Annotated in this window: 11 protein-coding genes; 8 read left to right on the plus strand and 3 right to left on the minus strand. The window is 57.9% G+C overall.

Annotated elements, in window-relative coordinates; translation table 11 throughout:
• Positions 1-106 precede the first annotated feature (106 nt).
• From J8E65_RS07935 to J8E65_RS07950, 4 genes are read left to right on the plus strand one after another with little or no spacing between them, the layout of a single operon-like run.
• The gene (locus J8E65_RS07935) at positions 107-1,288 is read left to right on the plus strand and encodes an extracellular solute-binding protein (RefSeq protein ID WP_210375222.1); all 1,182 of its coding nucleotides are present in this window, start codon (positions 107-109) and stop codon (positions 1,286-1,288) included.
• Positions 1,285-2,163, plus strand: a complete 879-nt coding sequence (locus J8E65_RS07940; protein ID WP_210375223.1) for a carbohydrate ABC transporter permease — start codon at positions 1,285-1,287, stop codon at positions 2,161-2,163. The genes J8E65_RS07935 and J8E65_RS07940 overlap by 4 nt, the downstream gene beginning before the upstream one ends.
• On the plus strand, positions 2,160-2,993 hold the full coding sequence (locus tag J8E65_RS07945) for a carbohydrate ABC transporter permease (protein WP_210375224.1): 834 nt from the start codon (positions 2,160-2,162) through the stop codon (positions 2,991-2,993). Before J8E65_RS07940 ends, J8E65_RS07945 begins: the two co-directional genes overlap by 4 nt.
• Before the next feature lie 4 nt (positions 2,994-2,997).
• Positions 2,998-6,369: a GH36-type glycosyl hydrolase domain-containing protein gene (locus tag J8E65_RS07950; RefSeq protein WP_210375225.1), complete on the plus strand. Its 3,372-nt coding sequence runs from the start codon at positions 2,998-3,000 to the stop codon at positions 6,367-6,369.
• A 114-nt stretch (positions 6,370-6,483) separates the two neighbouring features.
• Here the strand turns inward: J8E65_RS07950 and J8E65_RS07955 are convergent, their stop codons facing one another.
• Positions 6,484-7,206 (minus strand): arylesterase, encoded by a 723-nt coding sequence (locus J8E65_RS07955; RefSeq protein WP_210375226.1) that lies wholly within the window; start codon positions 7,204-7,206, stop codon positions 6,484-6,486.
• Between the two features lie 12 nt (positions 7,207-7,218).
• Between J8E65_RS07955 and J8E65_RS07960 the strand changes: the two genes are divergently transcribed.
• Entirely contained in the window at positions 7,219-7,920 is a 702-nt protein-coding gene (locus J8E65_RS07960) for an ABC transporter ATP-binding protein (protein ID WP_210375446.1), read from the plus strand.
• The gene (locus J8E65_RS07965; RefSeq protein ID WP_210375227.1) at positions 7,913-10,444 is read left to right on the plus strand and encodes an ABC transporter permease; all 2,532 of its coding nucleotides are present in this window, start codon (positions 7,913-7,915) and stop codon (positions 10,442-10,444) included. Before J8E65_RS07960 ends, J8E65_RS07965 begins: the two co-directional genes overlap by 8 nt.
• Here J8E65_RS07965 and J8E65_RS07970 read toward each other — a convergent pair.
• Positions 10,441-11,232: a class I SAM-dependent methyltransferase gene (locus J8E65_RS07970; RefSeq protein ID WP_210375228.1), complete on the minus strand. Its 792-nt coding sequence runs from the start codon at positions 11,230-11,232 to the stop codon at positions 10,441-10,443. The two genes, J8E65_RS07965 and J8E65_RS07970, sit on opposite strands and share 4 nt — an antisense overlap.
• Positions 11,216-11,656, minus strand: coding sequence for a GNAT family N-acetyltransferase (locus tag J8E65_RS07975; protein ID WP_210375229.1), 441 nt, complete (start codon positions 11,654-11,656; stop codon positions 11,216-11,218). Before J8E65_RS07975 ends, J8E65_RS07970 begins: the two co-directional genes overlap by 17 nt.
• Before the next feature lie 157 nt (positions 11,657-11,813).
• Here J8E65_RS07975 and J8E65_RS07980 point away from each other — a divergent pair, with 157 nt between their 5' ends.
• Positions 11,814-12,860, plus strand: coding sequence for a LacI family DNA-binding transcriptional regulator (locus tag J8E65_RS07980; RefSeq protein ID WP_210375230.1), 1,047 nt, complete (start codon positions 11,814-11,816; stop codon positions 12,858-12,860).
• A 94-nt stretch (positions 12,861-12,954) separates the two neighbouring features.
• On the plus strand, positions 12,955-15,600 hold the full coding sequence (locus J8E65_RS07985; protein ID WP_210375231.1) for a T9SS type A sorting domain-containing protein: 2,646 nt from the start codon (positions 12,955-12,957) through the stop codon (positions 15,598-15,600).
• The last annotated feature ends 44 nt before the right edge of the window (positions 15,601-15,644 follow it).

The following is a 15,644-nucleotide window of genomic DNA, read 5'->3' on the forward strand; positions in this document are numbered from 1 at the left end:
CGATTGGCCCTATTCGCGTGCGGCATATTCCCAAGCGCCATTGGTGAGGGCGGTCGTCCTTTTTTGCCTAGCCGGAATAGCTGCTTGTCATGAACCGGAGCAGACCGTGCAGCTGACCTTTTGGGCTTTTGGCCGTGAAGGAGCACAGGTAGCTCCCCTGCTTGAATCCTTCGAAGCAGCGCATCCGGGCATCCAGGTCTCCCTCCAGCAAATCCCTTGGTCGGCAGCTTACGAAAAACTTGTCACGGCCTACGTTGGAGGACAACTGCCCGATGTGGCCCAGATAGGCAATAGCTGGCTGCCCCAGTTTGCAGCACTGCAGGCGTTGGTGGAGCTAACGCCGTGGGTTGTTCGGGATCGGCTGGATACAGCGGACTACTTTTCAGGCATCTGGGCAACCAACCGCTTACCCCAAGGGCTGTATGGTCTTCCTTGGTACGTAGACACGCGCGTCCTTTTTTATCGCACCGATTTACTGAAACAGGCTGGCTATGCCACCATGCCGCAAACCTGGGCTGGCTGGGAGCGCCTCTTGCACCGTTTGGTGGCACCTCCGGTCAATGCTCGCTTTGCGTTGGCATTGTTGCCGGATTGGTCTCCCGTAGTCATTCTGGGGTTGCAACAAGGCGCCACACTGCTGGGAGGCAACGGGCGTTACGGCAACTTCCGGGATGAGCGCTTCCGACGTGCGCTGGCGTTTTATGTGCATCTGGTTGACGCACGTTTGGTCCCGCGCTCTGGTGCTACGCAGCTGGGCAACCTGTACCATGAGTTTGCTCGGGGACAACTGGCGATGTTTTGGAGTGGCCCTTGGAGTGTGGGAGAGTTGCGGGCGCGGTTGCCCGATTCACTGGCGCTGCGTTGGGCAACCGCGCCGCTACCTGGACCTGAGGGGCCGGGTGTTTCGTTGGCTGGTGGATCAAGCCTGGTCATTTTCCAAAATACCCGTAATCTAGAAGCGGCTTGGGCCTTGGTGCGGTTTTGGGCACAGCCAGAAGTGCAGCTGCAGTTTTATAGGCTAACTGGCAATCTGCCACCACGTCGCTCGGTGTGGCAGCAAGCAATCCTGCAGCGTGACCAGCAGCTTGAAGGTTTTTGGCAGCAGCTCGAGCGGATCGAGCCGTTGCCAGCTGTCCCAGAATGGGAAGCGATTGCAGCTCGCATTCATTACTACGCCGAAGCCACGGCAAGTGGTCTTTTGGGACTCGACGAAGCCCTAGCACGCCTGGATCAGGAGGTAGACCGGATACTGGAAAAAAGACGTCGGATAGCCACCGTACCGCGATGAAGCGCTCCTGGACTGAGTTGCGAGCTGCTACTTGGTTTTTAGCCCCAGCGCTGGCGGTGGTGTTGCTTTTTTTGTTTTTGCCGGCTCTTGCTGCCTGGATGCTTAGCCTAACGGATTTTGATCTCTACACCTTTGCCGAGCCGGCAGCCCTTCGATGGGTAGGATTACGCAATTACCTGGCTTTGTTGCAAGACGGGCGCTTTTGGAAAGCACTGCAAAATACCCTGATTTTTGTGGGTCTGGGCGGACTGCTTACGCTCTGCTTAGCCCTTGGGGCTGCCTTGTGGATTCATCAACGATTTGTGCGTTGGAAAGCTTTCTGGCGTATGGTCTACTTTGCGCCTGTTGTGACTTCGCTAGTGGCTGTGGCTATCGTGTGGCGTTACCTCCTGCACGCGCGCTATGGCTTAGCAAATCAAGCGCTTGCTTGGTTAGGGCTGCCACCCATCGACTGGCTAGGGGATCCACAGTGGGCACTTCCCGCACTCATCTTGATGGCGGTGTGGAAAAACTACGGGTATGATTTGCTCATTTTTTTGGCTGCACTGCAGGCTATCCCTGAAGAGCTTTATGATGCTGCCCGAATGGACGGGGCCAGCGTGTGGCAACAGCTGCGCTACGTGACGCTGCCTGCCCTCCGTCCGATGATTGCCTTGGCTGGACTCATTACGGCCAATGGCTACCTGCAAGTTTTTGCCGAGCCGTACGTGATGACGCAGGGTGGTCCGCTAGACGCCACGCTAACGCTGGTGCTTTTGCTCTACGAGCAGGGTTTCCGGTGGTGGCGATTAGGCTATGCGGCTGCCTTGGCCTTCGTGCTGTTTGTCTTGATGCTCGGCCTTTCCTGGATGCTCTGGCGTCAACATAGGTCATGAATTACCGCTGGATACGCTTAGGCCATCACCTTCTGGGCTATGCGGGGCTCGTCCTGCTCGCTATGTGGACGCTGCTGCCCCTGGGATGGATGGTTGCCGTTTCGCTTATGCCTTCTGGTGCAGCCAGCACCTCTCCGGTTCCCTTGTGGCCCGATACCCCTACACTGGTCCAGTACGCAACCCTTTTTGCCCACTTTCACATGGCCCGCTACTTGGCCAACAGCCTGCTCATTTCGGGAAGTATTACGCTAGGAGCCCTGTTGCTTAACGCCATGGCAGGCTATGCCTTTGCCGTGTTGCGTTTTCGTGGTAGGGAAGCGCTGCTGCGCTTGCTGCTTATGGCCTTACTCATTCCCATCCACATCACCATCTTGCCGCTTTTTTTGATGCTGCGGGCTATGGGGCTAATCAATTCGTACCTCGGCGTCATCCTGCCTAACCTGGCCAGCGTGCTGGGCATTTTCTTGATGTATCAGTTTATGCGCACCTTACCGTTGAGCCTAATTGAAGCTGCGCGAATGGATGGCGCTTCAGAGTTTCAAATCTTCTGGCGCGTGGCCTTGCCGCTTAGCCGTCCCATGCTGGCGTCGGTTGGGATGCTTACGTTTTTGGGGGCTTGGAATGACTTTCTGTGGCCATTGGTAGTGCTGACGCAGCACACGCACTACACGTTGCCGGTTGCATTAGCCAACTTAGCGGGCGAGCACGTGCAAGACGTCGAGCTGATGATGGCTGGGTCGGTTGTCACCATCCTGCCAGTCCTGTTGTTGTTTCTGGGGTTGCAGCGGTTTTATCTCCCTGTACTGCTTCGGAGTGGTCTAGCCGGATAAACCCATGTTGTTTGCTTTACCTCAGTGGCTTGATGAGGCCAATTGGATCAACCGCAGCGGTTGGCTGCTCCGTCAAGGAAAGCTTTGGAGCTTTTTGGGTGATGATGGCGGGGGTGGTCTAGGCTGGGAACAAATGCTGCTCACGCGCTGGCATCCAGATCCGGCTGCGCCAGAAGTAGGGTATTTTTTCTACATACGGGATTTGGAAACGAGGCGGTACTGGTCGGCCGGATTGCGTCCAAGCGGCTGGCAGCCGGAAACGTACACCCTCTACCAAGGACCAGAATGCTGGCGGCTGGTGCGTCAGGATGGGGGCCTTGAGCTTATGCTGGAGGTGTGGCTGTGCGAAATGATGGAAGTGCGGCGGCTGCGGCTCATCAACCACACCAGCTGCACCCGCCACCTTGAAGTGACCAGCTATGCCGAGCCTGTACTGGCCGATCCTTACGTTGACGCATGTCACCCTGCGTTTGGGAAGCTTTTTATGCAGACGGCCGCCCTTCCTGATGGACTGGCAGTTTGGCGCCGCGCGCGCAGTCCTGAAGAGCCCAGTAGGACGCTGGTCCATTTAATCTACGGTCACGAGGGCAAACTAACCTGGGAGACCGATCGACGGCGTTTTTTAGGACGCGGGCACACACTAAGGATACCGGAGGCGCTCTCAGGACCGTTTCGGCTGAGCGAAACTACCGGCAATGTGCTTGATCCGATTTTGTGTTTACGCACCCAGATCGTGCTTAGGCCTCAAGGCAGCAAAGAATTACATTTTGGCATGGGCATGCTTGAAGATCACTATGCACTGCCCGTACACCTTGAGCAGTTCCGCTGCAGCCTAACGCAGCTTGGCCCGTCGCGCAAAGGACAACGCCGTAAAATTTTTGCTGCAGTGCAGCATTTTCGGTCCGCTCCTTATCGAAGCGCAACACCGGAAGGCGTCGGGCCGCTTCCAACAGCGCCGCTGGTTTACGACAACGGCTGGGGGGGATTTACAGAGACGGGCGATGCATACGTGGTGCGCTTAAGGCCTAAGACTGAGGGCACCCTAGCGCTGCCACCAATGCCCTGGGTGAATGTGGTGGCTAACGAACAGGCGGGTTTCATCGTGACCGAGCGGGGGGGAGGCTACACCTGGACGCGAAATAGCCGGACAAATCGGCTGACGCCTTGGTACAACGATCCAGTGGCTGACCCTTGCGGCGAAGCATTGTATCTGCGCGACGAGGTGGTAGGCGTCTATTGGTCACCACTTCCGGCACCGGCTCCTGTCGCAGCACCGTATGAGGTAACGCATGGCATGGGCTACACCCGCTTTCGGCATCACAGCCAAGCACTAGCGCAGGAAGTTTGCTGCTTTGTGCCCCGAGGCGCTCCTGTTAAGCTGATTTGCCTGCGCCTGCACAATCAAAGCCTGCAGCCACGCCTGCTTTCGGTTTTTTATGTAGCCCGTTGGGTGTTGGGCGAAACGCTGAGCGATCGCGCCGGCATACGCACCCGCTACTCCCCGACGAATCGGATGATCCTGGCGGAAAAAGAAGGCCGTCCAGTAGCATTTATGGCTTGCGCTGCCCCAGAAGCAGCTGCTGTGTGGGCTAGCGGCGACGGCCGCAGCTTTTTTGGTGCTGCAGGTCGACCTGAAGCGCCAGAAGCGCTGACGCACCACAGGCATCTTAAGGCTCGTTTTGGAGACAGCCTAGATCCCTGCGCAGCCCTGCAGGTGCAGTTGTCCTTGAGCCCAGGAGCGCAGGCCGAGGTCATCTTTTTGCTAGGTGAAGCCGTAAGCCAAGCCGAGGCTGGACGTTTAGCTCAGGCCTACAGCCAACCGGAGCAAGTTGCGCAGGCTTTAGCGGAAGTGCAGCAGTTCTGGGCAGAACTCCGTGGGCATCTCCAGGTGCAAACCCCTTGTGCAGCGCTCAATCTGATGGCCAATGGCTGGCTACTGTATCAAACCGTCAGTTGTCGGCTTTGGGCGCGTTCTTCGTACTATCAGGCCGGCGGTGCGTTTGGCTTTCGGGACCAGCTGCAAGATGCTGCCGCCTTGGTGTATGTACGCCCGGATTGGACGCGACAGCAGCTTTTGCTGCATGCAGCCCATCAATTCCCCGAGGGCGACGTGCTGCACTGGTGGCATCCCGAAGGCCTAGGCGTGCGCACCCTATTTTCAGATGACCGGCTCTGGCTTCCCTATCTTGCACTGCACTACCTGCAAGTAACCGGCGATGAAGCACTGCTGGAGGTGCCTGTGCCGTTCGTGCAAGGACCGCTGCTGCCGCCAGGAGTAACCGAGCAGATCGTGCACCCAACAGCAGGGCCGGTTGCGTCATTTTTTGAGCACTGCCTGCGAGCTATTGATTGCTCCTTAGAAACAGGCCCGCACGGCCTGCCCCTTATGGGTAGCGGCGACTGGAATGACGGCATGAGCCGCATAGGCATCGAAGGGCGTGGCGAAAGCGTCTGGTTAGGATTTTTGCTCTATGCTGTGCTGGATGGATTTATTCCCTTGTGTAAGCAACGGGGTGAACAGGAGCGGGCAGCTCGCTACCAGGTTCATCGCGAGCAGCTCCGGCAGGCTTTGGAGGCGGCTGGGTGGGATGGCGCCTGGTACCGGAGGGCCTACTTTGACGATGGAACCCCGCTAGGCACTCGGGAAGGACCAGCTTGCCAAATTGATGCCCTGGTTCAGGCATGGGCAGTACTCTCGGGGGTAGCTTCACGCGAACGCGCACAGCAGGCATTTGCCGCTGTAGAAACCTATCTGATCGATCCTGCTGCGCGACTTGTGCGGCTACTGACCCCACCTTTTGAGGATATGCACCCACATCCAGGCTACATCCAGGGATACATCCCCGGCGTTCGCGAAAACGGTGGCCAGTATACCCACGCTGCCTTGTGGGTTGTGCAGGCACTGGCCCGGATGGGACAGCTGGATCGGGCGACCGAGCTGCTGACGTGGATTAGCCCCGTAACGCGGACAAAAACACCCGACGACCTCGGGTGCTACCAAGTAGAACCCTATGTTTTAGCAGCCGACATTTATGCCGAACCGCCGCACACAGGACGTGGCGGCTGGACCTGGTATACTGGATCGGCGGGCTGGATGTACCGCGTGCTCCTTGAAGAGATCATCGGCTTTGGCATCGAGGCAGGTCGCTGGCTGACGTTGCGCCTAAGCTGGCCCAAGGCATGGCCAGGCTATCGGCTCACCTATCGGCACCCCCAAAGTAACACAGAATACCACATCGAGGCCCGTCGCGAAGGCACACAACCCCACGTCTGGCTGGATGGCCAAGCTTTGCGTTTTGCGTCAACCCACGTGCGGATTCCCCTAGTTCAGGATGGCGCTAGCCACCATGTAGTGCTTACCCTTCCTGTGATCTAAGACACTCGGAGAACAGCACCGCTGCGACTGCAAAAGCTCCACAACACGCGGGCGCTAAGCATTTAGGCTCAAAGCCGAGATGGACTACCTGCGTCAGCATCAAAAGGCACGGGTTTAAACAATGGTAGCGAGGCGTGCTTCCAGAACCGGGCGCAAAACGCGCCAAACATTTTCGGCTACAATACGCTGGCCCTGGGCCTTAGGATGGATCCCGTCAGCTTGGTTCAGCTCTGGGACGCCGCCCACGCCCTCAAGCAGGAAAGGAATCAGGTGTGCACGGTTTGCCCGAGCCAAATCGGGATAAATTGCCTGAAATGCCGCAGTGTAGTCTGGGCCCAAGTTTGGGGGCATCTGCATACCGGCTAAGATAATGTCCGCTTCTGGATAGCGATCCCGCACTTTGTCGATGATGCCTTGCAGATTACGTCGCGTGATCTCTGGATCAATGCCGCGCAGGCCGTCGTTGGCCCCTAACTCCAGGATAAGGATATCGATGCGTTCTCGGAGGAGCCAGTCGATGCGGCGCAGGCCTCCGGCCGATGTTTCGCCACTAACGCCAGCATTGAGGATGCGCACGGGCCAGCCTAGCGAATCGACCTTGCGTTGGAGCAGTGCCGGAAAGGCTTCGGCTGGTGAAAGGCCATAGCCAGCTGCCAGGCTGTTGCCCAGCACAAGCACCGTGATCACCTGCCTGGTTTGCAGCGTATCGGTAGGTTGCGTTGCCAGGGTATCGGTCTGTGTTTCGGACTGCACGGCAGGTCCTGAAGCCCGGCGGCAAGCTGCTATCCCCAGAACTATCAGAAGCCAAAGCGTTATAACAGACACTTTACGGCCCATGTCGATATCATGATGTTACAGGTTGCGCATCTGACCAAAACCTTCCAGAGCGGCTCGCGGGTGCTGACCGTTTTAGAGGACGTTTCATTTAGCGTGACTGAAGGCGAAACCTGCGCGATTGTGGGTCCTTCGGGCAGCGGTAAAACGACCTTGCTGGGCTTGTGTGCCGGACTGGACCTGCCTACGTCGGGAAAGGTGTGGCTGGACGGTCATGATCTAACCGTGCTCAACGAAGATGCGCGGGCTGCTCTGCGTAATCGGTTGGTGGGATTTGTCTTTCAGACCTTCCAGCTCTTGCCTACGCTGACGGCGCTGGAGAACGTAATGGTGCCGGCTGAGCTACAGGGCGACCGTAAGGCGCGCCAACGTGCCATGGCGTTGCTCGAACGGGTAGGGCTTGCCGATCGAATGCACCACTACCCACGGCAGCTTTCTGGAGGAGAGCAGCAAAGGGTAGCGCTGGCCCGAGCGTTTATGAATCAGCCGCGCATCCTATTTGCTGACGAACCTACAGGCAACCTAGACGCAGAGACCGGCGCTGTTATCGAAGCTCTGCTGTTTGAGCTCAATGCCACAGCAGGCACGACGCTGGTTATCGTTACCCATAACCTGGAACTGGCGCAACGGACCGGACGCATCCTGCAGCTACGTGCTGGACGTATGACGGCCGACGTGCTCCACCGCACAACACTTCGGGCTGCACAGCATGGCTGAACAAGCAACCTTTTCGCTTAGCTGGGCGCTACGCATGGCTTGGCGCGACAGTCGGGGGAGCCGGCATCGCCTGCTGCTTTTTGTATCGGCTATGGTGCTGGGCATTGCCGCACTGGTTGCCCTGCATGGTGTGGGGGCAAACTTACGTAAAGGGGTAGATGCGCAGGCACGCGCACTCCTTGGAGCTGATTTACGGCTGGAGCGCGATGCACCCTTTGATGACCTGAGCCTACTGCTTGACACGATTGGAGGGCAGCAGGCCCAGGTAGTTTACTTGACCTCGATGGCCTACTTCCCGCGTACTGGCCATGTACGTCTCGTTTCCGTACGGGCGGTTGGGGGCCCTTGGCCGCTTTATGGACAGATGCAGACCGATCCGCCCGAAGCAGCCGACCGTTACCTGCAGGAAGGCGGTGCGCTGGTCGATGGCTCACTGCTCGACGCTTACGGCGTGCGCGTAGGCGACTCGGTACGCATTGGTCGACGAAGCTATCCTATCCTTGGGCGTCTGGTGCAAACGCCCTCCGAGTCGGCCATTATGGCTTTGGCCGCCCCACGTGTGTACGTGCCGCTGGCAATGCTCGATACGCTACTGCTTGGCTTTGGCAGCCGGGCAGAATATGCGATCTACTTTCGATTTGATGACGGCAGAGACGCTGAAGCTTTGGGTAAAGCGTTGCGCGACCGCTTGCGGCCGCTGCGCGTTGGCGTTGATACGGTAGAGGAAATCCGAGAAAACTGGGATGAGGTATTGCGCAACCTGTACCGTTTCCTAGGACTCATTGGCTTTATTGCGCTGATTTTGGGGGGTATTGGTATAGGCAGTGCGGTACATGTGTACGTTCGGCAGCGTCTTGACCAAGTGGCTGTGCTCAGATGCTTAGGGGCAACACCTTGGGCAACCTTTAGCGTCTACCTTTTGCAGGCATTGGCTATGGGTGCAGTTGCCGGGTTGCTGGGAACGCTGCTGGGCTTGGGCGTGCAAGCGCTGCTTGCGCGCCTTTTGGTCAATTTTTTGCCCCTCGAAGTTACCCTAGAAATCGAGCGTTCAGCAGTACTGCTGGGGTTGGTTGGCGGTCCTGTTTTTACCTTGCTTTTTGCCTTGCTGCCGCTGCTTCCGGTGCGACGGGTGACGCCACTGCGGGCGTTGCAAGCCTCGGTTGATCCAGTGCCGGTCAAGCGCGACTGGCTCTACCGAGGTGCTTGGCTAGTCCTACTAGCAGGACTGACAGCTTTTGCCATAGCAGAAGCCCCGGAGCCGTGGATGGGGGTTGCCTATGCATTGGGACTCATACTCGTTTTGGGCGGGCTTGTCCTGCTAGCCCGTGGCCTGACCAGCCTATTGCGGCGCATCATGCCCACTTACTGGCCCTATGTACTCCGGCAAGGGGTGGCTAACCTGTACCGGCCAAACAACCAAACGTCGGTACTGATGCTGGCTCTTGGGCTAGGGACATTCCTGGTGGTGCTCGTGCTGCTGATCGAGCAGACCCTGCTGGTACAAGTGCGACAAGCAGGTGGCCCTGGTCGGCCCGACCTGGTGTTTTTCGATGTGCAACCCGATCAGCGCGACAGCCTACGCCAGCTCATAGAAGCCTATGGCCTCTCGGTAGTTGAAGAAGTGCCGATTGTTACTATGCGTCTGGCCGCAGTCAATGGGCGTCGTATTGCTGACCAACTGGCTGATACAACCGTTCGGCTGGGATGGGCCTTCCGACGCGAATACCGCTCGTCGTATCGGGATCACCTGACCGATACGGAAACCCTGGTTGCAGGTGCCTTTACCCCGGTTGTAGCCCCAGGTACAGCTATGCCGCCTGTGTCGCTTGAGGAAGAAATTGCTGCAGCGCTGGGCGTGACGCTGGGGGATACACTGGTCTGGGATGTGCAAGGTGTGGAAATCCCTACGGTGGTGGGAAGCCTTCGACGGGTGGACTGGCGGCGTTTTCGGACGAACTTTTTCGTGCTTTTCCCGCGCGGCGTACTTGAAGCGGCACCGCAGATGTATGTCCTGCTCGTGCAGGCCGGTGAAGCTGCACCCCAGGTGCAGCGTGCAGCCGTTGAGGCCTTTCCAAGCGTCTCGACCATCGACCTGCGCTTGGTGCTGCAGGTAGCCGATGAGATTTTCCAACAGGTGGCCCGGGTACTCCATTTCATGGCGCTTTTTAGCGTGTTGACCGGTATCATCGTGCTCCTAGGTGCAACAACCGTTAGCCGGGTGGCTCGCGAAGAAGAGACCATCCTGCTCAAAACGTTGGGAGCTTCGCGGCGTCAAGTGCTTCAGATAACGATGGTGGAATACGGACTGCTGGGCACGCTGGCAGCCCTAGCGGGTGTCTTGCTAGCCAGTGGATCGGCTACGCTGTTGGCTGCAGGCGTGTTTGATACAGCCCCTGCAGAGCCGCTTTGGGTACTGCCTGTGGCATTATTGGGCGCCGCTGGGCTTACGCTGGGCATTGGACTCCTGAGCAACCGACGCGTGTACAACCGTCTAGCACTCGACGTGCTGCGCGCGGCTGGCTAGGCGCTGCCAGGTTTGCGAGCAGAAAGGATAACATAATGGCCTAGAAACGTGGCTTCTGGTGTGCCCCATGCTTTGGGCTGCATCCAGTCTTGCACACCTGGTGGGGCTGTTTTCATCCAAGCGATAAGCTTTGCCTTGAGCTCTGCTGAGCAGCCTTGACGATCGGCCCACGCTTCAAAAGGATGCACTTTGGTTAATGTTTCTAGGTGCTCAACCCAAAGCCCGGCTGCTTCCACCAGGGCTTGCCATTGCGTAGCGCTGTAAGCCCGATGATGGCTAGGATCGCGCAGCCGTTCAAACGCATCGATAGCCTCTCCCCAGGCCTCGTTTTCCGGAAGCAGATGATCTTGAAGGAGCAATAGACCGCCAGGCCTAAGCACGCGGGCTGCTTCCTGAAGAAAGCAGGACACATTGGGAAAATGATGCGGAGCGATGCGGCACGTCACCAAGTCGAAGGAGGCATCTGGAAACGGCAAAGCTTCGGCATCGGCCACAAGAAACGACACGTTCGTCAAGCCTAGACGCTCAAAGTGGGCCTGAGCTGCCTGAAGCATGGCTGGGACTAGATCCGTAGCCCAAACGTGAGTCACGTAAGGGGCAAAAGCTGCGGCCGTGTGCCCACCTCCTGTGGCGACGTCCAGCACGTGCCAGTGCGACTGGGGCTGAGCGATCGCCAAAAGGCGTGCTAGATCATCCTGTGACGCCAGTTCCGGGCTGTGCACATAGTGCTCGGCAAATCGCGAAAAGCGCACTTGCGCAAGCTGCTTGAAATCAGGGTTCGCGGTCATCTTTTCTTATGGGCTGTGCAAAGTGCAAGGCAACAACCTGAAGGCCACAGCGCTCATAGAAACGGTGGGCAGCAGAACGCTCCACGCCAGAGTCGAGGTCCAATCGTTGGCAGCCATGCCTACGGGCATATTGCACCAGCCAAGCTAAAAGGGCAGCTCCATAGCCGCGACTCCGCTGCGAGGCCTCTGTCACCAAGTCGTCAACATAGAGAAAACGGCCACGCGACCACATTTCTAGGATGCGGAAGCCAGCCACGGCACATACGTGTCCCCGATCTTCTAGATAGGCCAAACGATAGCCCTGCCGGCGCAGGCGAGGCAAGCGTTGCGCGAAGTCCTCTGGAGAGAGGTGGGGACGCAGTTGGGTCAGTACGGGAAAGCATCGGGCAACCTCGTGCGCATTTCGGGCTAAACGGATACGCATGGACGACCTTAGCAGCGTGCCTAAATGACAAAACATTTAACGGAGGCCGCGGAAAGCAGGTTACACCAGGATAGGTAAGGAGACAAATTTTTCCCCTTGACAACATAAAAAAAGAGCGTTTACTTTAGTAAAGCGGTTCGATAAACAAAAGAAGTCTATGGGTACATCGCGAAGCACGATTCGGGATGTGGCGCGTGCGGCCAATGTCTCGATTTCGACTGTTTCGCTGGTGCTAAACAACAAAGGCAATGTGAGTGAGGCTACCCGTCAACGGGTGCTTGAGGTTGCCCAAGCTTTGGGGTACAAACCCTCACGTGCAGCGCGAGACCTGTCGCTACAGCGCACCGGCAACGTTGGTTTTGTGCTCCGGGAGGATCACTTTACCCGCAGTGAACCGTTTTACACTTATATTTTCCTAGGTACGGAGTTCGAGGCGCGGTTGCATAACCTGTACGTGTTGTTGACCACTATTCCTCGGGCCTATCGGAAAGGGGAGGACACGCCGCGTTTTTTGCGGGAGCGTAGCATTGACGGCTTGCTGGTGGCAGGTAAAGTGAGCGAGGATTTTTTAGCAGAGGTGCAGACACTGGAAGTACCGGTGGTGCTGATCGACTATGAAGCGGTTGGGTTGCCGGCGGTAGTCATTGATAACCAAGGGGGAGCGCGTGTAGCCGTAGAGCATCTGCTGCAGCAGGGATATCGACGGATAGCATTTGTTGGTGCGGATTTGGGTCACCCCAGCATTGCTCATCGTTTGGAAGGGTATCGGATTGCGCTGGTTCGTGCGGGTTTGGCCTTTGACCCTGCTTTGGTGGTGGTCGACCCCGAGGCCGAGCCGACGCGGGTCACGGGGCAGCGTCTGGGCGCACGGCTGCTGGACTTACCCGAGCGTCCAACAGCGGTTTTTTGTGCGAATGACGCCTTAGCGCTAGGTCTAATGGATGCGCTTACCCAAGCTGGACTGCGGGTGCCCGACGATATGGCGCTGGTCGGATTTGATGACGTGCAGGGTGCAGCGCAAGCGCCAGTGCCGCTGACCAGCGTGCGGGTTTACAAAGAGCAGCTAGGTGAGCTGGCCATGCGTCATCTGGTGGAGCTGCTTGAACCCGCGCAAGCGCGGCGGCCCTACGCCCGCGGCCAGCACACCATCGTTGTGCCTACGGAACTGGTCGTGCGTGCTTCGTCGATGCGCCCAAGAACTTAGGCAAGAGCAATAAAGCCTTTCCCGATGCCTTGGTGGAACCGCTTCGCGTTCCGGCAGCGGGTTCGCATAAGCCATTCACCAACCAAGAACAGCCATGGGTACACTGCTACGACAAGCAGGCCGAGTGATTGGGCTTAGCCTGCTATGCCTAGGTATAGGAAACTGGTCTGCAAAGGGACAGCAGACGCTGCTGGATCGGCTGACAGCCGATTCGCCTATGAATTTGCTTTCGGATGGGGGATTTGAGTTGGGTGTTCCGAGTTATTGGCGGGCGGAGGGTTTGGGTGCGGAGTGGACGCGGGAGCGTTCGCGCACGCCGGAGTGGAGTTTGAAGCTTTCGGGGTCGGGTTCGTCGGCATGGATTCAGGATGAGGCGGTTCGGAACTGGACGCCGCGGATTGCGGGGAATTTGGAGTTGTTGGTGGGGGGTTGGGTATGGACCGAGGGGGTGAATGTAAATCCGCAGACGGAGGAGGAGAAGTTTCAGTTGGTTTTTGAGTTTTACAATGCCCAGGGTCAGGATTTGCTGGGAGGGCCGTTGGTGTTGGATGTGCCGCAGCAGGAGGCGTCGACGAACGGTTGGGTACGGATAGACAATGCGTCGTTGGGGTCGTTGGTGTTGCCGGAGGATGCGGCGAGTGTGCGGATTGTGTTTCGGAAGGGTTCGCAGGCTACGGGGGTGGTGTATTTGGACGATGTGTTTGTGCGGAAGGTGGATGCTGGGGCGCCGGGTTGGGAGGGGGATTTCTTTAATGCGAACATGGATGTCAGTGGGGGTTGGTATTATTGGTGGCCGGATTTTCCGCGGGGTTTGGAGGTTTGGCCTGAGGGTCAGGAGTTTGCGGTGACGGTGACGGGGGCTTCGGTGCGTAGTGGTCAGCGGGCGTTGCGGATAGAGGATTTGCAGGGTACGGCGCAGTACGAGGCGGTGGCGATCAGTGAGCGGGTTCCGGTGGTTGCTGGGGAGCCGGTGTTGGTGAGTTTTTGGGTGCGGTATGAGGGGGTAGGTAATCCGGATTCGATTGGTTTGGGTAATTACAATATTGGGTTGACGGCGTTGTGGTATAATCAGATGGAGAGTGGTGCGGCGGGTTGGGGAGAGATTGGTGGGGTGGATATTCGTTTGAATGGGGATTATAACGATCAGGTGATTCCGTTGGCGGAGCGGGTGGATTCGTCGGGTTGGCGTCAGTATGCGTTTGTGTTGTATCCGAAGGCTGGGGCGGTGGGGATGGAGTTGCGTTTGCGCTACTGGCATGCTTTCACCGGCACTACCTACTGGGACGACGTCTTCATTGCGCCCGTTTCCCAGGTGCTCGCGGCACTACCTAATTTGCTTTCGGATGGGGGATTTGAGTTGGGTGTTCCGAGTTATTGGCGGGCGGAGGGTTTGGGTGCGGAGTGGACGCGGGAGCGTTCGCGCACGCCGGAGTGGAGTTTGAAGCTTTCGGGGTCGGGTTCGTCGGCATGGATTCAGGATGAGGCGGTTCGGAACTGGACGCCGCGGATTGCGGGGAATTTGGAGTTGTTGGTGGGGGGTTGGGTATGGACCGAGGGGGTGAATGTAAATCCGCAGACGGAGGAGGAGAAGTTTCAGTTGGTTTTTGAGTTTTACAATGCCCAGGGTCAGGATTTGCTGGGAGGGCCGTTGGTGTTGGATGTGCCGCAGCAGGAGGCGTCGACGAACGGTTGGGTACGGATAGACAATGCGTCGTTGGGGTCGTTGGTGTTGCCGGAGGATGCGGCGAGTGTGCGGATTGTGTTTCGGAAGGGTTCGCAGGCTACGGGGGTGGTGTATTTGGACGATGTGTTTGTGCGGAAGGTGGATGCTGGGGCGCCGGGTTGGGAGGGGGATTTCTTTAATGCGAACATGGATGTCAGTGGGGGTTGGTATTATTGGTGGCCGGATTTTCCGCGGGGTTTGGAGGTTTGGCCTGAGGGTCAGGAGTTTGCGGTGACGGTGACGGGGGCTTCGGTGCGTAGTGGTCAGCGGGCGTTGCGGATAGAGGATTTGCAGGGTACGGCGCAGTACGAGGCGGTGGCGATCAGTGAGCGGGTTCCGGTGGTTGCTGGGGAGCCGGTGTTGGTGAGTTTTTGGGTGCGGTATGAGGGGGTAGGTAATCCGGATTCGATTGGTTTGGGTAATTACAATATTGGGTTGACGGCGTTGTGGTATAATCAGATGGAGAGTGGTGCGGCGGGTTGGGGAGAGATTGGTGGGGTGGATATTCGTTTGAATGGGGATTATAACGATCAGGTGATTCCGTTGGCGGAGCGGGTGGATTCGTCGGGTTGGCGTCAGTATGCGTTTGTGTTGTATCCGAAGGCTGGGGCGGTGGGGATGGAGTTGCGTTTGCGCTACTGGCATGCTTTCACCGGCACTACCTACTGGGACGACGTCAGCATCGTACGCATTGGCGGCAATGTCCTGACGCCAACGGGCATCCGTCAGGGCAGCCTGGGCAGTCGGCCCGAGCGTTTTCTGCTCCATGCCAACTATCCTAACCCCTTCCGCAACAGCACTACGCTTGCCTTTTCGCTGCCGCAGCCTACCCGTGTTACGCTGACGGTCTATAACCTCCTGGGCCAAGAGGTCGCTACGCTGGTTCAGGACGCGTTGCTCGAAGCAGGCACACACCAGGTGCGCTTTGATGCCCGCGACCTGCCAGCAGGCCTCTATCTATACCAGCTTCGGGCTGGAGCTTACGTAGAAACCCGTACCATGCTGCTGGTGAAGTGAGGCGCGGGGGCTGGGAGCTGCAAGCCGCAGCTCCCAGCCCCTTT

Origin of the sequence: Rhodothermus bifroesti (genome assembly GCF_017908595.1) — a bacterium.
Classification (GTDB): domain Bacteria; phylum Bacteroidota; class Rhodothermia; order Rhodothermales; family Rhodothermaceae; genus Rhodothermus; species Rhodothermus bifroesti.